Source organism: Pseudomonas sp. Leaf58, from assembly GCF_003627215.1.
Taxonomy (GTDB): domain Bacteria; phylum Pseudomonadota; class Gammaproteobacteria; order Pseudomonadales; family Pseudomonadaceae; genus Aquipseudomonas.
Map to the genome: position 1 here is coordinate 4,261,029 of NZ_CP032677.1, position 20,741 is coordinate 4,281,769.

Sequence of the window (20,741 nt, forward strand, 5' to 3'; positions counted from 1 at the left end):
ACCTGACGGAGAACCTACGATGAGCACTGAAGGTGCCAACAATGGAAGCCGCTGGCTACCGCGCCTGATCGGCGCGCTGCTGTTGCTGATGGGCCTGGCCCTGCTGGCCGGCGGCATCAAGCTGAGCCAGCTGGGCGGATCGCTGTACTACCTGATCGCCGGTATCGGCTTTGCCTTGTCGGGCATCCTGCTGCTGGCCCAACGCCGCATTGCCCTGGGCCTGTACGGCCTGGTATTGCTGGGCAGCACCGTGTGGGCCCTGCTCGAAGTGGGCCTGGACTGGTGGCAACTGGTACCGCGCCTAGCCATCTGGTTCGCCATTGGTGTGGTGTTGCTGCTGCCCTGGGCGCGCCGCCCGCTGATTGGCCCAGCCAACAAAGCCAACACTGCACTGCTCAGCGTTGCCGTGGTCGCTTCGGGTGCTTGCGCCTTGGGTAGCCAGTTCACCCACCCCGGTGAAGTGTTCGGCGAACTGGGCCGCGAAAGCAGCGAAATGGCCAGCGCCGCCCCCGCCATGCCAGACGGTGAATGGCAGGCCTACGGCCGCACCGAGCATGGTGACCGCTATTCACCGCTGCGCCAGATCACCCCGCAGAACGCCTACCGCCTGGAAGAGGCCTGGCGCATTCGCACCGGTGACCTGCCGACCGAAAACGACCCGGTAGAGCTGACCAACCAGAACACCCCGCTGAAGGTCAACGGCATGCTCTATGCCTGCACCGCGCACAGCCGCGTGCTGGCACTCGACCCGGACACCGGCGCGGAAATCTGGCGCTACGACCCACAGGTCAAGAGCCCGGTCGGCACTTTCAAGGGCTTTGCCCACATGACCTGCCGCGGCGTTTCTTACTATGACGAAAACCGCTACGTCAGCCGCGACGGCAGCCCGGCGCCGAAAATTACCGACGCCGGCCAGGCCGTGGCCCAGGCCTGCCCGCGACGCCTCTACCTGCCGACTGCGGACGCCCGCCTAATCGCCATCAACGCCGACAACGGCAAGGTCTGCGAAGGCTTCGCCAACCAGGGCGTGATCGACCTCACCACCGGCATCGGCCCGTTCACCGCTGGCGGCTACTACTCCACCTCACCGGCCGCGGTTACCCGTGACCTGGTGATCATCGGTGGCCACGTCACCGACAACGAATCGACCAACGAGCCGTCCGGCGTAATCCGCGCCTATGACGTGCACGACGGCCACCTGGTGTGGAACTGGGACAGCAACAACCCAGACGACACCAAACCGTTGGCCCCCGGCAAGATGTACAGCCGCAACTCGGCCAACATGTGGTCGATCGCCAGTGTCGACGAAGACCTTGGCATGATCTACCTGCCGCTGGGCAACCAGACCCCGGACCAGTGGGGCGCCAACCGAACCCCAGGCGCCGAGAAGTACAGCGCCGGCGTGGTCGCCCTGGACCTGGCCACCGGCAAGGCCCGCTGGAACTACCAGTTCACCCACCACGACCTGTGGGACATGGACGTCGGCAGCCAGCCGACCCTGGTTCACCTGAAGACCAACGACGGTGTGAAACCGGCGATCATCGTACCGACCAAGCAAGGCAGCCTGTACGTGCTCGACCGCCGCGACGGTACGCCGATCGTGCCAATCCGCGAGATCCCGACCCCACAAGGCGCGGTGAAGGGCGACCACACCTCGCCGACCCAAGCCCGCTCTGACCTCAACCTGCTCGGCCCTGAGCTGACCGAACAGGCCATGTGGGGCGCCACGCCGTTCGACCAGATGCTGTGCCGCATCCAGTTCCGCGAACTGCGCTACGAAGGCCAGTACACCCCGCCGTCCGAGCAGGGCTCGCTGATCTACCCAGGCAACGTCGGTGTGTTCAACTGGGGCAGCGTGTCAGTGGACCCAGTGCGCCAGCTGCTGTTCACTTCGCCTAACTACATGGCCTTCGTGTCGAAAATGATCCCGCGTGAGCAGGTAGCCGAAGGCAGCAAGCGCGAAAGCGAGACCAGCGGCGTGCAGCCGAACACCGGCGCGCCGTACGCGGTGACCATGCACCCATTCATGTCGCCACTGGGCGTACCCTGCCAGGCCCCGGCTTGGGGCTATGTCGCCGCCATCGACCTGTTCACCAACAAGGTGGTGTGGAAGCACAAGAACGGCACCACCCGCGACAGCACGCCAGTGCCGATCGGCATGCCGGTAGGTGTGCCAAGCATGGGCGGCTCGATCGTCACCGCCGGTGGCGTCGGCTTCCTCAGCGGCACCCTGGACCAGTACCTGCGCGCCTATGACGTGAACAACGGCAAGGAACTGTGGAAAGCCCGCCTGCCAGCGGGAGGCCAGGCCACGCCGATGAGCTACACCGGCAAGGATGGCAAGCAGTACGTGCTGGTAACCGCCGGCGGGCATGGCTCGCTGGGTACCAAGATGGGCGATTACATCATCGCTTACAAATTGGCTGAGTAAGCTGCACGCTGCAAGAGAAAGCGGGACCTGAAGGATCCCGCTTTCTGTTGCGGCTTGCAGCTTGAAACTTGTAGCTTGAAACCCTTCCCCCCCCGCCCCATCTAAGCACCATAGTCATTCACGCAGGTGCCCCATGAGCGACCAGCAGGATTTCCCTGAACTCCCTGACGAACACAGCGAAGTCGAACACACCCCCCCCCAGGCCGAAGCCGGCCACGCCCTTGCCCTGCCCGGCCAACAGCTGCCGGACAAGGTCTACGTAATCCCGATTCACAACCGCCCGTTCTTCCCGGCCCAGGTACTGCCGGTCATCGTCAATGAAGAACCTTGGGCAGAAACCCTCGACCTGGTGGCCAAGTCTCCCGACCACAGCCTGGCGCTGTTCTACATGGACACCCCGCCAGAAGACCACCGCCACTTCGATACCGCGTCCTTGCCGCAGTACGGCACGCTGGTCAAGGTGCACCATGCCAGCCGCGAAAACGGCAAGCTGCAGTTCGTTGCCCAAGGCCTGAGCCGGGTACGCATCCGCACCTGGCTCAAGCACCACCGCCCACCGTACCTGGTCGAGGTCGAATACCCGCGCCAGCCTGCCGAGCCGACCGACGAGGTCAAAGCCTATGGCATGGCGCTGATCAATGCGATCAAGGAGCTGTTACCGCTCAACCCGCTGTACAGCGAAGAGCTGAAGAACTACCTCAACCGCTTCAGCCCCAACGACCCCTCGCCACTCACCGACTTCGCTGCCGCCCTCACTTCGGCCACTGGCAGCCAGTTGCAGGAAGTGCTCGACTGCGTACCCATGCTCAAGCGCATGGAAAAGGTCCTGCCGATGCTGCGCAAAGAGGTCGAAGTGGCGCGCCTGCAGAACGAGATCTCGGCCGAGGTCAACCGACAGATCGGCGAGCACCAGCGCGAATTCTTCCTCAAGGAACAGCTCAAGGTCATCCAGCAGGAGCTGGGCCTGACCAAAGACGACCGCAGCGCCGACCTCGAGCAGTTCGAGCAGCGCCTCGAAGGCAAGACCCTGCCAGACCAGGCCCGCAAGCGCATCGATGAAGAAATGGGCAAGCTGGCCATCCTCGAAACCGGCTCGCCCGAATACGCCGTCACGCGCAACTACCTGGACTGGGCAACCGCCCTGCCCTGGGGCATTTATGGCAAGGACAAGCTCGACCTCAAGCATGCGCGCAAAGTGCTCGACCGGCACCACGCCGGCCTCGACGACATCAAGGAGCGCATCCTCGAATTCCTCGCCGTCGGCGCCTGGAAAGGTGAGATCAGCGGTTCGATCGTGCTCTTGGTGGGCCCGCCTGGGGTCGGCAAAACCAGCATCGGCAAGTCCATCGCCGAATCGCTCGGCCGGCCGTTCTACCGCTTCAGCGTCGGCGGCATGCGTGACGAAGCCGAGATCAAGGGCCACCGCCGCACCTACATCGGCGCCCAGCCCGGCAAACTGGTGCAGGCCCTGAAAGACGTCGAAGTGATGAACCCGGTGATCATGCTCGACGAGATCGACAAGATGGGCCAAAGCTACCAGGGCGACCCGGCTTCAGCGTTACTGGAAACCCTCGACCCGGAGCAGAACGTCGACTTCCTCGACCACTACCTGGACTTGCGCCTGGACCTGTCCAAAGTGCTGTTCGTGTGCACCGCCAACACCCTCGATTCCATCCCTGGGCCATTGCTCGACCGCATGGAAGTGATCCGCCTGTCGGGCTATATCACCGAAGAAAAACTGGCCATCGCCAAGCGCCACCTGTGGCCCAAGCAACTGGAAAAAGCCGGCGTGGCCAAGACCAGCCTCAGCATCAGCGATAGCGCCCTGCGCACGGTGATCGAAGGCTATGCCCGCGAGGCCGGCGTACGCCAGCTGGAGAAGCAACTGGGCAAGCTGGTGCGTAAGGCCGTGGTCAAGTTGCTGGAAAACCCCGACGCCAAGCTGAAGATCGCCAACAAGGACCTGGAGGCCGCCTTGGGCATGCCGGTGTTCCGCAGCGAGCAGGTGCTGGCTGGCAAAGGCGTGATCACCGGCCTGGCCTGGACCAGCATGGGCGGCGCCACGCTCCCGATCGAAGCCACCCGCATCCACACCCTTAACCGCGGCTTCAAGCTGACCGGCAAGCTGGGTGATGTGATGAAGGAATCGGCCGAAATCGCCTACAGCTACGTCAGCTCCAACCTCAAGCAGTTTGGCGGTGACCCAGGGTTCTTCAACGAAGCGTTCATTCACCTGCACGTGCCCGAAGGCGCCACGCCCAAGGACGGCCCGAGTGCCGGCATCACCATGGCCAGCGCGCTGCTGTCGCTGGCCCGTGACCAGGCGCCGAAGAAAGGCGTGGCCATGACCGGCGAGCTGACCCTGACCGGGCAAGTGCTGCCGATTGGCGGTGTGCGCGAGAAGGTGATTGCGGCGCGGCGGCAGAAGATTTTCGAGCTGATCTTGCCAGAGCCTAACCGTGGGGATTACGAAGAACTGCCGGACTACCTGCGTGAAGGCCTGACCGTGCACTTCGCCAAGCGCTTTGCCGACGTGGCGAAAGTCTTGTTCTGACCTGGTCCGGCCTCTTCGCCCATCCAATATCTGTAGGAGCGGGCTTGCCCGCGAAGAGGCCGGCACTGGCAACACAAAACCCCTCGATCATCGGTTATCCTCAGGCAATCGCCCGCCTTCGGAGCCAACATGACCGCCCCTCGTCTGCTCGTTCCCCTGAGCTTCGCCCTGCTTTCCGCCTGCGCCCAACAGCCGACGCAACCTGTCGAACTGGATGCCGAAAGCGAATGCCCCACACACCTGCAAGTTGGCCAGGGCCTCACCCTGACCCTGCCCAGCAACCCCTCCACCGGCTATCGCTGGCTGGTGCAGAACCCGGCAACCAACGTGCTGCAAAGCCTCGGCCCCGAGGTCTACAGCGCACCTGAAGACGCCGGTATCGTTGGCAACGCTGGCATCTCGACCTGGCGCTACCAGGCCCGCGCCACAGGCGAAGGCCACTTGGTACTGGTCTACCAGCAACCCTGGGCCCCGGAAGTCCCCCCGGTGCAGACCTTCGATTGCGCCATTCGGGTCAATTGAACGCACAGCGCCGGTCAGTCAATCATGCATCCGGGCTGCGGTTTGGCTAGAATGCGCCCCCTGCCTATCACCAGTTGCCTGGATTCGCCGTGAGCAAACAACCCGACCGCCTCTTCGCCCAGCCCCTGGAGCAGGTGCCCGACTTCGTCTTCAACGAGGATGTAGTGCGTGTGTTCCCGGACATGATCAAGCGCTCGGTGCCCGGGTACCCGACCATCGTCGAAAACCTCGGCGTGCTCGCGGCCCGCTTCGCCCAGCCCAATACCGCACTGTACGACCTAGGGGCATCCCTGGGCGCCGTCACCCAGTCACTGCGCCGCCATGTGCGCAGTGACGGCTGCCGGGTGATTGCCGTGGACAACTCTGCAGCCATGGTCGAACGCTGCCGCCAGTACCTCACCGCCCAAGACTCGATGTTTCAGGAGTTGCTACCGGTGCAAGTGCTGGAAGCCGATATCCTGGCCCTGCCCTTCCAGCCCGCCTCGGTAGTGGCGATGAACTTCACCCTGCAGTTCATCGCCCCCGACCAGCGCCTGGAGCTGCTCGGCCGCATCCGCCAGGCGCTGCTGCCCGGCGGCGCGCTGATCCTTTCGGAAAAACTGCGCTTCGCCGATGACGAAGAGCAGGACCTGCTCAATGAACTGCACCTGGACTTCAAGCGTGCCAATGGCTACAGCGAACTGGAAATTGCCCAGAAGCGCAGCGCCATCGAAAACGTGATGCGGCCCGACACCCTCGAAGCCCACAAGGAGCGCCTGCGCGCTGCCGGCTTCTCGAAAGTGCTGCCGTGGTTCCAATGCCTTAACTTTGCCTCGTTGATAGCCCTGCCATGATCGATCTGTCCCCCCTCGTCCGCCGCCTGGCGGGCACGCCCTTGGCTTCCTGGTCGCAAGGCCTGCAAGCCCAACTGGATGCCAAGCTGGAGAAGGGCCACGGTGATCTCGACCGCTGGCGTGGTGCACTGGATGCGTTGCCCGCCCTGCAGCCGAGCGAAATCGACCTGGTCAACGGGCTGCGCCTGGATTGCGATTGCGATGATGCAACCCGCGCCCAGATGCGCCAGGCCTTGATGGGCCTGTCGCCCTGGCGCAAAGGGCCGTTCGACCTGTTCGGTGTGCATGTGGACACCGAATGGCATTCAGATTGGAAGTGGTCGCGGGTTGGCCCGCACCTGGACCTCAAGGGCAAGCGCGTGCTCGATGTGGGCTGCGGCAACGGTTACTACCAGTGGCGTATGCTCGGGGCCGGGGCCGACATGGTGATTGGCGTCGACCCCAACTGGCTGTTCTTCTGCCAGTTCCAGGCCGTGCAGCAATACTTGCCCGAGCTACCCGCCTGGCACCTGCCGTTTGCCCTGGAAGACCTGCCGGCCAACCTGGAAGGCTTCGACACGGTGTTCTCCATGGGCGTGTTCTACCACCGTCGCTCGCCCATCGAACACCTGCTAGCGCTCAAGGACTGCCTGGTCAAAGGCGGCGAGCTGGTGCTGGAAACCCTGGTGATCGAGGGCGACGAAAACCAGGTGCTGGTACCTGAGGACCGCTATGCGCAGATGCGCAACGTTTGGTACCTGCCGTCGGTACCGGCTCTGGCGCGCTGGCTGCGCCGTGCCGGCTTCAGCGACGTGCGTTGCGTCGATGTCAGTGTGACCAGCGTCGAGGAACAACGCAGCACCGAGTGGATGCGCTACCAGTCACTGGGCGACTTCCTCGATCCGAACGACCACAGCAAAACCATCGAAGGCCTCCCGGCCCCACGCCGCGCCACCCTGCTGGCGCGCAAATAAAAAAGGCGCCCACTTGGGCGCCTGAATACACCTGCGGCGTGGAGCTGTCGCACCGCAGGTGCTGTTAGCTCAGTCCTTGGCCAGCTCGCGGGCCTTCTCCTGCGTTTTGCGCTCGCGTTCGGCAACGGCCTGCTGCTTGTCGTCGTGCAGGCGCTGCTGGTCTGCACGAAACGCCTGCCAGAACTGCTTGGAGCGCTCCGCACCGCCCTCGGCATAAACATTGGTGCTACCCAGGGCAAGGGTGGCCAACAGCAGGTATGGGGTCAGGTTCATCGTGTTTGCCTCGTGATAACCGATCAGATAGGGCCATCCTAGCGAGGGCTAGCTAACGGCAAGGTGAGGCGGGGATTACAGTCCTGCAATGTGGCCCTGTTTCTGTGCCTGCCTCTTCGCTGGCAAGCCCGCACCTACAGCGTCCCTGGGGTTTTGATTTCCCTGTAGGGGCGGGTTTACCCGTGAAAGGGCCAGAACAGACAACCCGATAACAGCAGCATTACAAATCCGTTATCTGCGCCGTATGCCCTTACTCATGCCGTAACATTCCCGCCCCTTGACCCTGATGCCACTACAGGGCCGAGAATCGCCCCCTTTCATTACACCGAGCCCGCCATGCGCCTACTGATCATCGAGGACGAACTGCGTACCGCCGACTACCTGCAACAGGGCCTGCGCGAGAACGGCTACGTCGTCGACTGCGCCCACACCGGCACCGACGGCCTGCACCTGGCCCGGCAGCAGCCTTACGACCTGGTCATCCTCGACGTCAACCTGCCCGAACTCGATGGCTGGGCCGTGCTGCAGCGGCTGCGCGCCGAATCGGCCACGCGCATCATGATGCTCACCGCCCACGGCCGCCTGGCCGACCGGGTCAAGGGCCTGGACCTGGGGGCCGACGATTACCTGCTCAAACCCTTCGAGTTCCCGGAACTGCTGGCCCGCATCCGCAGCCTGCTGCGCCGCAACGACCAGCAGCTGCAGCCCAGCACCTTGCGCGTCGCCGACCTGGAACTCGACCCCGGCCGCCACCGCGCCTACCGCGCCGGGCAGCGTATCGACCTGACCGCCAAGGAATTCGCCCTGTTGCACCTGCTGATGCGCCAGGCCGGCGAGGTGCTGTCGCGCACCCAGATCATCTCGCTGGTGTGGGACATGAACTTCGACTGTGACACCAACGTGGTCGAGGTCTCGATCCGGCGCCTGCGGGCGAAGATCGACGACCCGTTCGACAACAAGTTGATCCATACCCTGCGTGGCGTTGGCTATGTGCTCGAGGCGCGCTTTTGAAAAACGCCAGCCTGTCGCTCCGCCTAGGCCTGAGCGTGACTTTGATGGGCGCCGCACTGGTGCTGCTGTTGGCCTGCCTGGCGGTGTTCGCCCTGGATCACGAACTGGACAGCCGCGCCCGCAAGGACTTGGCGCGCAAGATGCTTCAAGTCGAGCACAACCTGCGCGTCGACCTGCGCAGCGAAGACCTGGGCAGCCGTGCCCATCCATTGCTCGACCTGGTAATGGGGCATGACAACCTCAGCCTCAGCGTGCTGGCCATCGACAGCCGCCACCCGCACCTGCTTAGCCTCGGGCCAGCCGTGGAATCGCGAGTGAGCGAGCTGCCCACCGCTGGCCGCTTGGCCTTCCACGCGTGGCGCGACAGCAGCGGCAAGCAGATTCTCACCGTAACCCGGCTGATGCGCCTGCAGGACAACACCCCGGTCAAAGTGATGATGTCGCTCAACCGTGCTGACGACAACGCCCTGCTGCAGGCTTACCTGCACTCCACCTTGCTCGCGTTACCGTTGTTGCTGCTGCTGATTGGCGCAGGGGCCTGGTGGCTGATGCAGCGCGGCCTGAAGCCGCTGCGGCAGTTCCGGCGCATTGCCCGGCAGGTCTCAGCCCAGGACCTGCAACATCGCCTGCCCACAACCGGCCTGCCGCTGGAACTGGCAGCGCTGGCCAGCAGCATCAACGTGATGCTCGACCGCCTTGATCAGGGTGTCAGCCAGCTGTCGCAGTTTTCCGACGACCTGGCTCATGAACTGCGCACCCCGTTGAGTAACCTGATGGGCAAGGCGCAAGTGACCCTGGCCCGTGAGCGCGACAACGCGAACTACCGGGAAGTACTGGAAGACAGCATCGAAGAACTGACCCGACTCAACCGTATCATCAACGACATGCTGTTTCTCGCCCAGGTCAGCCAGCCTCAGGCCCAAGTGGTGCTCAAGCCGATGGCATTGGCCGACGAGGCGGCACGGGTTGTCGAACTGTTCGCCTTCAGTGCCGAGCTAAAAGATGTTGAACTGCGTGTCCAGGGCTGGGGGACGGCATTGGCGGATCGGCTGATGTTGCAACGGGCGTTGTCGAACCTGTTGAGCAATGCCATTCGGCACTGCCCCGCTGGCAAACCGGTGGAGTTGCGCATCGAACGTTTGGGTAGCGAAGTTCGGCTAGCGGTGGAAAACCAGGGGCCAGGTATTGCTGAGGAGCATCAATCACGCCTGTTCGAGCGATTTTACCGGGTGGGCTCGGGGCGCTCGCGGCTGGAGGGCGGCACCGGGTTGGGGCTGTCAATCGTGAAGTCGATCATGCAGCTGCATGGTGGCCGGGTCGAAGTGAGCAGCAATCCCTTGGGGCCTACCTGCTTCACCCTAGTGTTTCCTGCCGAATGATTGGCTGCCTGTACTGGCCCTTTCGCGGGCAAGCCCGCGCCTACAGGGAGTAACCCATAGGCGCGAGCTTGCCCGCGAAAGGGCCAGTACAGACGACTGCTAGATCAGCGCGAAGCCGCCACGATCAGCGCCTTCATTTCGGCCACCGCGGCCTTGAAGCCAACGAACAAAGCATGCGCCACCAGCGCATGGCCGATGTTCAGCTCATTGATGCCCTTGATCGCCGCCACGGCCTCGACGTTGTGGTAATGCAGGCCATGCCCGGCATTGACGATTAGCCCCTGGCCCACGCCAAAGGCCACGCCATCGACGATACGCTTGAGCTCCTCGGCCACCTCGGTCGGGGTTTCGGCATCGGCGTAACGCCCGGTGTGCAGCTCGATAGCCGGCGCGCCAACCCGGCGCGAAGCCTCAATCTGCCGCTCATCGGCATCGATGAACAGCGAAACCTCCGCACCGGTGCGCGCCAGGCGCTCCACTGCCGCTTTGATCCGCGCCTCCTGGCCTGCCACGTCCAGGCCGCCTTCGGTGGTCAGTTCCTGACGGGTTTCAGGTACCAGGCAAATGTGCGCCGGGCGGATCCTCTCGGCAAAGGCCATCATCTCCTCGGTAACGCCCATCTCGAAGTTCATGCGGGTCTGCAGTACATCCTTGAGCAGCACCACGTCACGCTCCTGGATGTGCCGACGGTCTTCGCGCAGGTGCACGGTGATGCCATCGGCGCCCGCTTCCTCGGCATCCAGGGCAGCCTTGACCGGATCAGGGTAACGCGTGCCCCGGGCTTGGCGCAGGGTCGCCACGTGGTCGATGTTTACGCCGAGAAGCATGCGGTTGCTGTGAGTCACGAAAGGCTCTCCTGAAGATTGAGCCCCACAGCATACGTCGTGATCAGCGCTTGCGAAACAGTTCCCGGCTGACCAATGGTTTTGCCCCCAGGTGAACCGCCAGTGCCTGGCGCATCAGGCGCTTGGCAGCGAGCAAAGCCCCGGGGCTATCCCAGTCGGCTTCGGCCAGAGCCTGCAGTTCGGTGCCGCGGAACAGGCCGGGCTGCGCCAGCTCAACCCGCTCCAGGCCGGCGTCCACCCGCAAGCGGTACAGGCCTTCGGCTGCTATCGGCAGGTCATTGACGTCATGCTTCAACGAAAATGCGTAACCGAGCTCGTCCAGCAGCCGCCACTCGAACGAGCGCAGCAACGGCTCCAACGGGCGCCCGCCCGCCAGGGCCTGCAAGGTCAGGGTGTAATGCTCGAACAGGGCCGGGAACGGCGCTTCGGCGGGCAACAGGCGCATGAGCAGCTCGTTGAGGTACAGCCCACTGAACAGGGCATCGCCGTGTAGCCAGGCCGCGATGCCGGCGCTGTCCATGCGACCAACGTTCTTCAGCTCACCACGCCCGCGCAGCTCCAACTCCAGCGGTACGAACGGCCGCACCAGGCTGCCCCCTTTGCCACGCGCACGGCGCAACACAGCACGCATGCGGCCCTGCGGGGTGAAGAAGTCCACCAGCGCGCTGGTTTCCTTGTAGGCACGGCTGTGCAGCACGTAGGCTGGCTGGCCGACAGGTTGGTCCATAAACGATCTCTAGTAGCCCCAAACAACTGTGGGAGCGGGTTCACCGGCGAATACGGTGGTGGACCCACTGACGCATTCGCAGGTAAACCCGCTCCCACAGAGTAACCTGAGCCGACAGGCAGATTTACAGGTCGCCGTAGCCCAGCGAGCGCAGGGCGCGCTCGTCGTCGGACCAGCCGCCCTTGACCTTGACCCAGAGGTTGAGCATGACCTTGGAATCGAACAGCACTTCCATGTCCTTGCGCGCTTCAGAGCCAATGCGCTTGATGCGCTCGCCCTTGTCGCCAATGATGATCTTCTTCTGGCCGTCACGCTCGACCAGGATCAGCGCGTGGATGTGCAGCACATGCCCTTGTTGCTTGAACTCTTCGATTTCCACGGTGATCTGGTACGGCAGCTCGGCACCCAACTGACGCATGATCTTTTCGCGCACCAGCTCGGCGGCCAGGAAACGGCTGCTACGGTCGGTGATCTGGTCTTCCGGGAAGAAGTGATCGTTTTCCGGCAGGTGCTTGGCGATTTGAGCTTCCAAAGCTTCGAGGTTGTGCCCCTGCTGTGCAGAAATCGGCATTACCTCGGCGTTCGGCAGCTGCTCCTGCAGCCACTGCAGGTGTGGAATCAGCTCGGCCTTTTCTTCCATGCGGTCGGTCTTGTTGACCGCAATGATCAGCGGGCCGGTCACGTACTGCACACGCTCGAGCACCAATTGGTCCTCGTCGGTCCACTTGGTACGGTCGACCACGAAGATCACCACGTCGACGTCCTTCAGGGCCGCCGATGCGTTACGGTTCATGTAACGGTTCAGGGCCTTGTCGTTGGCCTTGTGCATACCGGGGGTATCGACGTAGATCGCCTGCACATCACCCTCGGTCTTGATACCGAGCATGTTATGGCGGGTGGTCTGCGGCTTGCGCGAGGTGATCGCCAGCTTTTGGCCGAGGATGTGGTTGAGCAGGGTCGACTTGCCCACGTTTGGGCGGCCGACAATGGCTACGTAGCCGCAGCGGGTCGGGTTGCTATCAGTCATTGCCATTCTCCACGCCCAGGGCGATCAGTGCAGACGCGGCGGCGACTTGCTCGGCAATACGCCGGCTAACGCCCTGACCACGGCTCTTGTTGTTCAGCAGCACCACTTCGCATTCGACGAAGAAGGTCCGGCAGTGCGGTTCACCCTGGATATCCACCACCTCATAACGCGGCAGCTCGCAGCTGCGCGACTGCAGGAACTCTTGCAGGCGGGTTTTCGGATCTTTGTTGGTATCGACCAGGGTCAGGCCTTCGAACTCGTCGGCCAGCCAGGCCAGCACGCGTTCTCTGGCCGTTTCCATGTCGGCGTCCAGGTAGATGGCACCAATCAGTGCCTCGAGGGCGTCGGCCAGGATCGACTCACGGCGAAAACCGCCGCTCTTGAGTTCGCCCGACCCCAGGCGCAGGTAATCACCCAGGTCGAAACCACGCGCCAGGCGGGCCAGGGTCTCGCCCTTGACCAGGCGTGCGCGCAAGCGCGACAGCTGGCCTTCGCGGGCCTGCGGGAAGCGCTCGAACAGCGCCTCGCCGGCGACGAAGTTGAGAATGGCATCACCGAGGAACTCCAGGCGCTCGTTATTGCGCCCGGCGTAGCTACGATGGGTCAATGCCAGGAGCATCTGGTCCTGGTTCTTGAAGGTGTAACCGAGCTTTCGCTCCAGACGGGCAAGGGAAGCACTCATGCGGCCACCCGTTGGTTATTCAACGCGTTGTTCAAATCAACATCCTGAAAGACTGTTTGGCTGTGGTTCGTCGCGCGATGTGCGGCGAATCTCTCGATCCCTGAGAACACAGCCTATGTCAGAAATGCATTCGGCGCTGTCTGCTGGACAGCGCCGATGGGTATCAATGGATCAGACCGACCCGCGACAGGTTGGGCAGGTGGCTGAGCTTGGGCTCTGGCCAGCTCATCCATACCGCAAAGGCCTTGCCGACGATGTTCCGGTCCGGAACCATGCCGTGCAGTTCCTTGGGAATGTTCGGGTCATCCCAGTAACGGCTGTCGTTGGAGTTGTCGCGGTTGTCGCCCATCATGAAGTAATGGCCTGCCGGTACGGTCCACTGCTGGTCCGGGGGCATGCGGTAACGGCTCATTTCCTTGCGAATCAGGTGTTCGGCCTCGCCGAGCTTTTCCTTGTACAGCTCGGCGCTGCCCAGGGTGCCCGGTTCGCTGCCCACCAGTTGTTCGGCAATCGGCTGGCCGTTGACGAACAGCCGCTTGTCGTTGGTATAGCGGATCTGGTCGCCCGGCAGGCCGACCACACGCTTGATGTAGTTGACGTTCGGGTCGCTCGGATAGCGGAACACCATCACATCACCGCGTTGCGGGTCACCCACTTCGATGACCTTCTTGTCGATCACCGGCAGGCGAATGCCGTACGAGAACTTGTTCACCAGGATGAAGTCGCCCACTTCCAGCGTCGGCTTCATCGACCCCGACGGGATCTGGAACGGCTCGACCAGGAACGAACGCAGCACCAGCACGATAAACAGTACCGGGAAGAACGACTTGCCGTACTCGACCAGCAACGGCTCCTTGTTCAGGCGCTCGACCACCGCCATCTCGGGCTGGCTGACGCTGCCCTGGTAATTAGCGATTGCCGCACGCCGGCGCGGGGCCAGGAACAGCAGGTCGATCAAGCCCAGCAGGCCGCAGACAAACACGGCGATGACTAGCAACAGCGGGAAATTTAGCGACATAGGACCTAGCTATCCAACCTGAGCACGGCGAGGAAGGCTTCCTGTGGAATCTCCACGTTACCTACCTGTTTCATGCGTTTCTTACCGGCCTTCTGCTTCTCCAGCAGTTTCTTCTTACGGCTGACGTCACCACCGTAGCACTTGGCCAGTACGTTCTTTCTGAGCGCCTTGACGGTTGTACGCGCGATGATCTGGCCGCCGATAGCTGCCTGGATCGCCACGTCGAACATCTGCCGAGGGATCAGCTCCTTCATCTTCTCGGTCAACGCGCGGCCTTTATAGGCCGCGTTGTCGCGGTGCACGATCAATGCCAGGGCATCAACCTTGTCGCCGTTGATCAGTACGTCCAGCTTGACCAGGTTGGCCGACTGGTAACGATCGAAATGATAGTCCAGCGAAGCATAGCCGCGGCTGGTCGATTTCAGGCGATCGAAGAAGTCGAGCACGACTTCGTTCATCGGCATGTCATAGCGCACCTGCACCTGGCTGCCGAGGAACTGCATATCGCGCTGCACACCCCGTTTCTCGATGCACAGGGTGATGACGTTGCCCAGGTGCTCCTGCGGCACCAGGATGGTCGCTGTGACGATCGGCTCGCGGAAGTCGGTGACCGCAGACACATCAGGCAGCTTCGACGGGTTGTCGACGATGATGGTTTCACCGGTCTTGAGCTCGAGCTCGTAGATTACGCTAGGCGCCGTGGTGATCAGGTCCAGGTCGTATTCGCGCTCCAGGCGCTCCTGGATGATTTCCATGTGCAGCATGCCGAGGAAGCCGCAACGGAAGCCGAAGCCCAGTGCGTCGGAGCTTTCCGGCATGTATTGCAGCGACGAATCGTTCAGGGTCAGCTTCTGCAGGGCATCGCGGAAATCCTCGAAGTCGTCGGAGCTGACCGGGAACAGCCCAGCGTAGACCTGCGGCTGGATTTTCTTGAAACCTGCCAGCACTTCGACTTCCGGGGTGGAGGACAGGGTCAGGGTGTCACCCACCGGGGCACCGTGAATGTCCTTGATGCTGGCGATGATGAAGCCTACTTCACCGGCTTTCAGATCAGCGGTCTGGGTGTGCTTAGGGGTGAAGACACCGACGCTGTCGACCAGATGCACCTTGCCGGTGGACTTGACCAGGATCTTGTCGCCTTTCTTGACACGGCCCTGACGCACACGAACCAACGAGACCACGCCCAGGTAGTTGTCAAACCACGAGTCGATGATCAACGCCTGCAGCGGCGCATCGATTTCGCCTTCCGGCGCCGGGATGGTCTGCACCAAGCGTTCGAGCACTTCGTCCACGCCCATGCCGCTTTTGGCGCTGCACGCCACGGCGTCGGTGGCGTCGATGCCGATGATCTTCTCGATCTCGTCCTTGACGCGATCCGGGTCGGCTTGAGGCAGGTCCATTTTGTTCAACACCGGCATGACCTCCAGGCCCTGCTCGATGGCGGTGTAGCAGTTGGCGACGGACTGGGCTTCCACGCCTTGTCCGGCGTCGACGACCAGCAACGCACCTTCACAGGCCGCCAACGACCGCGAGACTTCATAGGTGAAGTCAACGTGACCGGGGGTATCGATGAAGTTCAGCTGGTAGGTCTTGCCGTCCTGCGCCTTGTAGTGAAGCGTGACGCTGTGGGCCTTGATGGTGATACCGCGCTCACGCTCCAGGTCCATGGAATCGAGCACCTGGGCTTCCATTTCGCGCGCAGAAAGGCCACCGCACATCTGGATGAAACGGTCGGCCAGCGTCGACTTGCCATGGTCGATGTGGGCGATGATGGAGAAATTGCGGATATGACTCAAATCACTCACGGGTCAACACTCGGAAAAGGCTGCGAGCCGGACGCCCGCCGAAAAATAGCCGGGAATTGTACCTCAAGCCAGAGCTTGCCGCCACGCCATCGAGCCACGGGTGAGCCCGACTGTCTGACATAAGCGCGACCTGATATTTCTGCCAGTACTCGCCGCCCAGGGAATCACCCATTCTTGCAAACATCTCGACCGAGGTGACAAGCATGCCCGAACATCACGTGATTCCCGGGGGCTACGACCCCACATTTGGAGAGTTTGGCAGGGCCGAACTCCCTACCTTCACCGCCCCATTCGCTGGACGAAACCTGACTGGCATTATGCGCCAAGGCAATAAAATACTTGTCAGCGCGCTCGCCTTTGACGAAAAACAAGGGCGTCATTTTGCCCTGACCCGCTTTATCGGCAACGGCTCAGTAGACAAGACCTTTGCACAAGATGGCGTCATCGTTGGCCGTTACGTCACTGACGAACAAGCCTCGACTGAAGCGCTGACCGTCCTTGCTGACCAACGCTTCGCGATGCTGGGGTGGAGTGCGAACAACTCGAACTTCCTGGCCAAGCCAAGGCTCACCTGGTACGACCAAGATGGCGGTGCAACACAAACACAAGTGCTGCCTGTGCCAGCCGATACGGGCATCGTGATTGGCAGCGGCCGCCTTGCCAGCAACGGCCCATACCTGATGGTCTCTCTCAACCTCCACAGGACTCAAGGCGCACCGTCGGCAATGGCCAGGGTATACCTGCTGGAACACTCCGCTCAGCCAATACCAGGGCTTCCCGAATTCATCGATATTCTGCCGGGTACAGGTCAGATCGATGTCGCCAACATCGTTCAGTTACCGGATGGATTTGTGGTCGGCGGAACCCGCTCGCAGCAAGCCCAGGCCGCAGAAGGTTTTATCGCCCGCTACCGTCATGATGGCGCACTGGATACCTCCTTCGGTGACGGCGGCACGGTGTTTTTCCGGGCTGAGGGCTTCGCTACAGAGGTCAGCACGCTGCTACGCAGGCCAGAAGGGCAGCTACTGATAGCCGGTAATGCAACATCTGGGGAAGGCGTACCGCAAGCATTGCTGTGGCAGTTTGACGCCAGTGGCACGAAAGATCCGACATTCAATGGTGGCGAGCCCGTTTTGGACGACTCAGGCATGACCGCCTGGCGTGCAGTGACCGTCGATGAGCAGCGTCGGCTGTTTGCGTTCGGCGTGGGCAGAATCCTGGAATACCGCCGCTATCTTGCGGATGGCCGCCCTGATGCGGGCTTTCAACCCAGCAATGACCTGATCGGCATTATCGATGCCATGACTTGCTTAGACGATGGGGGGCGCACAGTGATCGGCTTCAATTCCGGCGCCGTTGTGGGATATATCGGCACGTTGATGTCCATATTCAACTGAATACCCCCGAATGAACAAAGCCCGATGCTCACGCACCGGGCTTGTTTAAGCTAGGCAATGCCCGCGAAGGCAAAACTACAGCTTACTCAGCGAGTTTGAAGGTAATGAAGCTGGCGCGCCCCTGACGTAGCACGCGCATCGACACCGAGCGGTTCTTCGGCAGTTCCTTGGCGATTTCGGTGAACTCCTTGGCCGAACCGATGGCCTGGTTGTTCAGGTGACTGATGACATCACCCGGGCGCAGGCCGATCATCGCTGCCGGGCCATCCTGCACTTCTTTGATGAGCACGCCACCCTTGAGCTCCAGGGTTTTCTTCTGCTCAGCGGTCAGGTCGGTGACCGAGACACCCAAGCGGTTGCTGCTGCGCTCGACACCGCCTTCGGCGCCGGTGCCGGTGCCAATATCGGCGTCATCATCAGGCATTGCGCCGACGCTGATGTCTAGATTCTGGCGCTTACCGTTGCGAATGATCTCCAGCTTGGCCTTTTCGCCATCCTTGAGGCTGCCCACCAAGTGCGGCAGGTCGGCCGACATGATGATCGGCTGGCCGTTCATGCTCAGGATCACGTCACCCACCTGCAGGCCGCCCTTGGCTGCCGGGCCGTTTTCCAGTACCTGGGCCACTAGGGCACCGGCCGGTTTGTCCAGCCCGAAGGACTCAGCCAGGTCCTTGTTGACCTCCTGAATCACCACCCCCAGCCAGCCGCGGCTGACCTTGCCATCTTTCTTCAACTGGTTGGACACATCGATCGCGACATCGATCGGAATAGCGAACGACAGGCCCATGAACCCGCCAGAGCGGGTGAAAATCTGCGAGTTGATACCCACGACTTCGCCATTCATGTTGAACAGCGGGCCGCCGGAGTTACCCGGGTTGATGGCCACGTCGGTCTGGATGAACGGTACGTAGGTGTCATTGGGCAAGGTACGCCCCTTGGCACTGACGATACCTTTGGTCACCGAATGGTCGAAGCCGAACGGCGAACCGATGGCCAGTACCCACTCGCCGACCTTGAGCTTTTCGGAGTCACCGAGTTTCACAGTGGGCAGGTTCTTGCCCTCGACTTTGAGCAGGGCTACGTCGGTACGTGGATCAGTGCCGACCAGCTTGGCCTGCAACTCGCTGCGGTCCGACAAGCGGACGATGATCTCGTCGGCATCGGCCACCACGTGGTTGTTGGTAAGCACATAGCCATCACTTGAAATGATGAAGCCCGAACCCAGCGACTGCGCCTCACGCTGGCGTTCACCGCGCGGCGAGCGCGGCTGCTGCGGCATGTTGCGCTCGAAGAACTCGCGGAACATTGGCGGCAGCCCTTCCAGGTCAGGCATCTGCCCGGCGGCCATGCGGCGGTCCGGTAGTTTCTGCTTGGTACTGATGTTGACCACGGCTGGCGAGGCCTGCTCGACCAGGGTGGTGAAGTTAGGCAGGGCTTCCTCGGCCTGGGCGGTGAGCACCTGGCCAAGCATCAGCACGGCGGCGAACATCGATAGGTAGGATTTCAAGCGTGGGTTTGACATACGGCTCCCGTCACAACGAGCGGTAGTTTAGAAAGGCCCCTGCACAAAGCAGGAAAGGCCAGGCTCCAAGAAGCCTGACCTATAGAAAATTTACCGATAGATTGCAAATGACAATGCTTTAATTTCATTTCAGCCGCATGTCCGTATGCCTTGGTATAACCCGCAAAAGCGTGCCATCACTGGCGCGCCTGGGCATCCTGCGGGCGCATCGACAGGGCGACGCGTTCTGCCGTACCCAGCGGAATTTCGCCGACCACGGTGACCATTACCTTGCCTTTGGGGGTGTTCAGCCGACGCGAAACCGCCGCGGTTGGGCCCAACTGGGCGCGCGTATCGGTGCCCCCATCATCATTTACCGGCTCGAGAAATACCGAAAAGCGCGCCAGGCCATCGTCGTACATCAGGCTACTGACCGTGCTGCCTTGCTTCGGATCGCGGCGCACCGAGCTGTTGACCAGTTCGAACCCAGGCGGCAGCCAGTCGGAACGCCAGCCAGCGACACTGTCATTGTTCGCCGGGGCAACCTGCTGCACCGGTTTGCACGCAGCACTGGGGCGCAGGTCGTTATCGCTGGGGGGCTCGTTAGTATCGAGACGGGTCATCTGGAAGCGCTCCAGCAACTGCCCCTTGTCGTTGACCATCAACGAGCGCAGCGGCAACCCGGTAGTGCGGTCCAGATGCAGTTCGAAGGCATAGCGGTGCTGGTCGCGCGGCGTGAGCGCCACGATCACGGCATCGCGCCCTGCGACCCGTGACTTGCCCGCCACGCTCAAATCGTACCAGCCCATCAGTTTCAGTGGATCAAGCACACGCTGCGCGGCGTTCGCAGGCGCTGAAATAGCGCTGGAAAAGGCCCCGCTGACACACTCCACCTTGCCATCCACGCGCACGATTTCCTGGGCGGTGCCATCAAGCTGTAACAGCCGCTCGCTGACCTTGCCGCCCTCGACCCTGTGCCAGATATCATGGGAAGAGAAACTGCCGTTGCGTTCGTAGACAAAAGAGCCCTGATAGCTCTGATTTTGCTCGGCCTGTGCCAGCTTGTTCAGCCACTCGCTCGCCTCGGGCGAGGAATTGGCCGCCAACGCTGGCACCGTCATGCAGCTGCTAATCAGCAGCGACAGGAGAGGTAGCGCGCGCATGATCCTCCTTACTTAACGGTTTTCCAGGCTGGCGGCGCGGGCATACGGCAATGCCGTTTCGGTGCCCTTGAGCGCAGATTCCTGGGCATGCTGACGCAGGTAGCCTGGTAGACGCTGATCCCAGCCGGCCTGGTTCTGCAGCACGCCGTTGGCCATTGGCCCGGTCGGTTGCTCACTGCTCTCACTATAGCCTGCCAAAACGGCTGGGCCCTGGGCTTGTGGCACCGTGAGGCCTTGCTGGGCAGGTTGCTGGGCAGCCAGCTCGGCGCCAGTAATTTCGTCCTGGTTGTACATGCGCACACCGGCCAGCACCGCTACGGTGACCGAGGCAGCCACTGCCAGGCGGCCAATACTGCGCCATGGGCCCTTCTTGACCTTGGCCGGCACGGCTTCGTCAGCCAGCGCCGCAGACACCGCCGAGGCGATATCCAGGTTAGGCAGCAACAGCTCCTTGTGCATGGCTGCACGCGCCACCTGGTAACGCGACCAAGTGGCTCGGGTTTCAGCATCGTCGACGGCATTCAACACTCGACGCAGTTCAAGCTCGTCCGCTTCGTTATCCATTACCGCGGACAGCGATTCCTGCAAAGCTTCACGACTCATGGCGGTTCCTCTCTTGG

Annotated in this window: 18 protein-coding genes; 8 read left to right on the forward strand and 10 right to left on the reverse strand. The window is 62.1% G+C overall.

Annotated elements, in window-relative coordinates; genetic code table 11:
- Positions 1–19: 19 nt before the first annotated feature.
- The 5 genes from DV532_RS19815 to cmoB all read left to right on the forward strand — a co-directional run bounded on the left by DV532_RS19815 (position 20) and on the right by cmoB (position 7,293).
- Positions 20–2,431 carry a glucose/quinate/shikimate family membrane-bound PQQ-dependent dehydrogenase gene (locus DV532_RS19815; RefSeq protein WP_056802072.1) on the forward strand — a complete coding sequence of 804 codons (2,412 nt, stop codon included), beginning with the start codon at positions 20–22 and terminating at the stop codon, positions 2,429–2,431.
- A gap of 133 nt (positions 2,432–2,564) precedes the next feature.
- Positions 2,565–4,985 carry an endopeptidase La gene (gene lon / locus DV532_RS19820; RefSeq protein ID WP_056802070.1) on the forward strand — a complete coding sequence of 807 codons (2,421 nt, stop codon included), beginning with the start codon at positions 2,565–2,567 and terminating at the stop codon, positions 4,983–4,985.
- A 129-nt stretch (positions 4,986–5,114) separates the two neighbouring features.
- Complete coding sequence (locus DV532_RS19825) at positions 5,115–5,507, forward strand: protease inhibitor I42 family protein (protein WP_056802068.1); 393 nt, start codon at positions 5,115–5,117, stop codon at positions 5,505–5,507.
- Positions 5,508–5,596: 89 nt separating this feature from the next.
- The gene (gene cmoA, locus DV532_RS19830) at positions 5,597–6,340 is read left to right on the forward strand and encodes a carboxy-S-adenosyl-L-methionine synthase CmoA (RefSeq protein ID WP_056802066.1); all 744 of its coding nucleotides are present in this window, start codon (positions 5,597–5,599) and stop codon (positions 6,338–6,340) included.
- Positions 6,337–7,293 carry a tRNA 5-methoxyuridine(34)/uridine 5-oxyacetic acid(34) synthase CmoB gene (cmoB, locus tag DV532_RS19835; RefSeq protein ID WP_056802064.1) on the forward strand — a complete coding sequence of 319 codons (957 nt, stop codon included), beginning with the start codon at positions 6,337–6,339 and terminating at the stop codon, positions 7,291–7,293. The genes cmoA and cmoB overlap by 4 nt, the downstream gene beginning before the upstream one ends.
- A 69-nt stretch (positions 7,294–7,362) precedes the next feature.
- On the opposite strand, the gene DV532_RS19840 is transcribed toward cmoB, so the two are convergent.
- Complete coding sequence (locus DV532_RS19840; protein WP_056802062.1) at positions 7,363–7,566, reverse strand: hypothetical protein; 204 nt, start codon at positions 7,564–7,566, stop codon at positions 7,363–7,365.
- A gap of 336 nt (positions 7,567–7,902) precedes the next feature.
- On the opposite strand from DV532_RS19840, the gene DV532_RS19845 reads away from it, so the two are divergent.
- Together DV532_RS19845 and DV532_RS19850 are read left to right on the forward strand one after the other, a co-directional pair.
- Positions 7,903–8,577 carry a heavy metal response regulator transcription factor gene (locus DV532_RS19845; protein ID WP_056802060.1) on the forward strand — a complete coding sequence of 225 codons (675 nt, stop codon included), beginning with the start codon at positions 7,903–7,905 and terminating at the stop codon, positions 8,575–8,577.
- The gene (locus tag DV532_RS19850; RefSeq protein WP_056802058.1) at positions 8,574–9,956 is read left to right on the forward strand and encodes a heavy metal sensor histidine kinase; all 1,383 of its coding nucleotides are present in this window, start codon (positions 8,574–8,576) and stop codon (positions 9,954–9,956) included. Before DV532_RS19845 ends, DV532_RS19850 begins: the two co-directional genes overlap by 4 nt.
- 104 nt (positions 9,957–10,060) lie before the next feature.
- Here the strand turns inward: DV532_RS19850 and pdxJ are convergent, their stop codons facing one another.
- The 6 genes from pdxJ to lepA all read right to left on the reverse strand — a co-directional run bounded on the left by pdxJ (position 10,061) and on the right by lepA (position 16,060).
- On the reverse strand, positions 10,061–10,783 hold the full coding sequence (pdxJ, locus tag DV532_RS19855) for a pyridoxine 5'-phosphate synthase (RefSeq protein WP_372340006.1): 723 nt from the start codon (positions 10,781–10,783) through the stop codon (positions 10,061–10,063).
- 61 nt (positions 10,784–10,844) lie between these two features.
- A complete protein-coding gene (recO, locus tag DV532_RS19860; protein WP_056802053.1) occupies positions 10,845–11,528 on the reverse strand; it encodes a DNA repair protein RecO in 684 nt (227 codons plus the stop codon).
- A gap of 124 nt (positions 11,529–11,652) precedes the next feature.
- The gene (era, locus tag DV532_RS19865) at positions 11,653–12,555 is read right to left on the reverse strand and encodes a GTPase Era (protein ID WP_003252061.1); all 903 of its coding nucleotides are present in this window, start codon (positions 12,553–12,555) and stop codon (positions 11,653–11,655) included.
- Complete coding sequence (gene rnc / locus DV532_RS19870; RefSeq protein WP_051098276.1) at positions 12,548–13,237, reverse strand: ribonuclease III; 690 nt, start codon at positions 13,235–13,237, stop codon at positions 12,548–12,550. The genes era and rnc overlap by 8 nt, the downstream gene beginning before the upstream one ends.
- A gap of 163 nt (positions 13,238–13,400) precedes the next feature.
- A complete protein-coding gene (lepB, locus tag DV532_RS19875) occupies positions 13,401–14,255 on the reverse strand; it encodes a signal peptidase I (protein ID WP_056802051.1) in 855 nt (284 codons plus the stop codon).
- A gap of 5 nt (positions 14,256–14,260) precedes the next feature.
- Complete coding sequence (gene lepA / locus DV532_RS19880; RefSeq protein WP_056802048.1) at positions 14,261–16,060, reverse strand: translation elongation factor 4; 1,800 nt, start codon at positions 16,058–16,060, stop codon at positions 14,261–14,263.
- Between the two features lie 203 nt (positions 16,061–16,263).
- Here lepA and DV532_RS19890 point away from each other — a divergent pair, with 203 nt between their 5' ends.
- On the forward strand, positions 16,264–17,457 hold the full coding sequence (locus DV532_RS19890; RefSeq protein ID WP_082477023.1) for a hypothetical protein: 1,194 nt from the start codon (positions 16,264–16,266) through the stop codon (positions 17,455–17,457).
- 82 nt (positions 17,458–17,539) lie between these two features.
- On the opposite strand, the gene DV532_RS19895 is transcribed toward DV532_RS19890, so the two are convergent.
- The 3 genes from DV532_RS19895 to DV532_RS19905 all read right to left on the reverse strand — a co-directional run bounded on the left by DV532_RS19895 (position 17,540) and on the right by DV532_RS19905 (position 20,724).
- Positions 17,540–18,946 (reverse strand): DegQ family serine endoprotease, encoded by a 1,407-nt coding sequence (locus DV532_RS19895; RefSeq protein ID WP_372340007.1) that lies wholly within the window; start codon positions 18,944–18,946, stop codon positions 17,540–17,542.
- Between the two features lie 209 nt (positions 18,947–19,155).
- Complete coding sequence (locus DV532_RS19900; protein ID WP_056802042.1) at positions 19,156–20,121, reverse strand: MucB/RseB C-terminal domain-containing protein; 966 nt, start codon at positions 20,119–20,121, stop codon at positions 19,156–19,158.
- A gap of 12 nt (positions 20,122–20,133) precedes the next feature.
- Positions 20,134–20,724 (reverse strand): sigma-E factor negative regulatory protein, encoded by a 591-nt coding sequence (locus DV532_RS19905; protein ID WP_056802040.1) that lies wholly within the window; start codon positions 20,722–20,724, stop codon positions 20,134–20,136.
- Positions 20,725–20,741 lie beyond the last annotated feature (17 nt).

Excerpts from the sequence above, each read along its gene's own strand:
- DV532_RS19815 (WP_056802072.1), top strand. The coding sequence starts at position 20 with ATGAGCACTGAAGGTGCCAACAATGGAAGCCGCTGGCTACCGCGCCTG.
- lon (WP_056802070.1), top strand. The coding sequence starts at position 2,565 with ATGAGCGACCAGCAGGATTTCCCTGAACTCCCTGACGAACACAGCGAA.
- DV532_RS19825 (WP_056802068.1), top strand. The coding sequence starts at position 5,115 with ATGACCGCCCCTCGTCTGCTCGTTCCCCTGAGCTTCGCCCTGCTTTCC.
- cmoB (WP_056802064.1), top strand. The coding sequence starts at position 6,337 with ATGATCGATCTGTCCCCCCTCGTCCGCCGCCTGGCGGGCACGCCCTTG.
- DV532_RS19840 (WP_056802062.1), bottom strand. The coding sequence starts at position 7,566 with ATGAACCTGACCCCATACCTGCTGTTGGCCACCCTTGCCCTGGGTAGC.
- DV532_RS19845 (WP_056802060.1), top strand. The coding sequence starts at position 7,903 with ATGCGCCTACTGATCATCGAGGACGAACTGCGTACCGCCGACTACCTG.
- pdxJ (WP_372340006.1), bottom strand. The coding sequence starts at position 10,783 with ATGCTTCTCGGCGTAAACATCGACCACGTGGCGACCCTGCGCCAAGCC.
- recO (WP_056802053.1), bottom strand. The coding sequence starts at position 11,528 with ATGGACCAACCTGTCGGCCAGCCAGCCTACGTGCTGCACAGCCGTGCC.
- era (WP_003252061.1), bottom strand. The coding sequence starts at position 12,555 with ATGACTGATAGCAACCCGACCCGCTGCGGCTACGTAGCCATTGTCGGC.
- rnc (WP_051098276.1), bottom strand. The coding sequence starts at position 13,237 with ATGAGTGCTTCCCTTGCCCGTCTGGAGCGAAAGCTCGGTTACACCTTC.
- lepB (WP_056802051.1), bottom strand. The coding sequence starts at position 14,255 with ATGTCGCTAAATTTCCCGCTGTTGCTAGTCATCGCCGTGTTTGTCTGC.
- DV532_RS19890 (WP_082477023.1), top strand. The coding sequence starts at position 16,264 with ATGCCCGAACATCACGTGATTCCCGGGGGCTACGACCCCACATTTGGA.
- DV532_RS19895 (WP_372340007.1), bottom strand. The coding sequence starts at position 18,946 with ATGTTCGCCGCCGTGCTGATGCTTGGCCAGGTGCTCACCGCCCAGGCC.
- DV532_RS19900 (WP_056802042.1), bottom strand. The coding sequence starts at position 20,121 with ATGCGCGCGCTACCTCTCCTGTCGCTGCTGATTAGCAGCTGCATGACG.
- DV532_RS19905 (WP_056802040.1), bottom strand. The coding sequence starts at position 20,724 with ATGAGTCGTGAAGCTTTGCAGGAATCGCTGTCCGCGGTAATGGATAAC.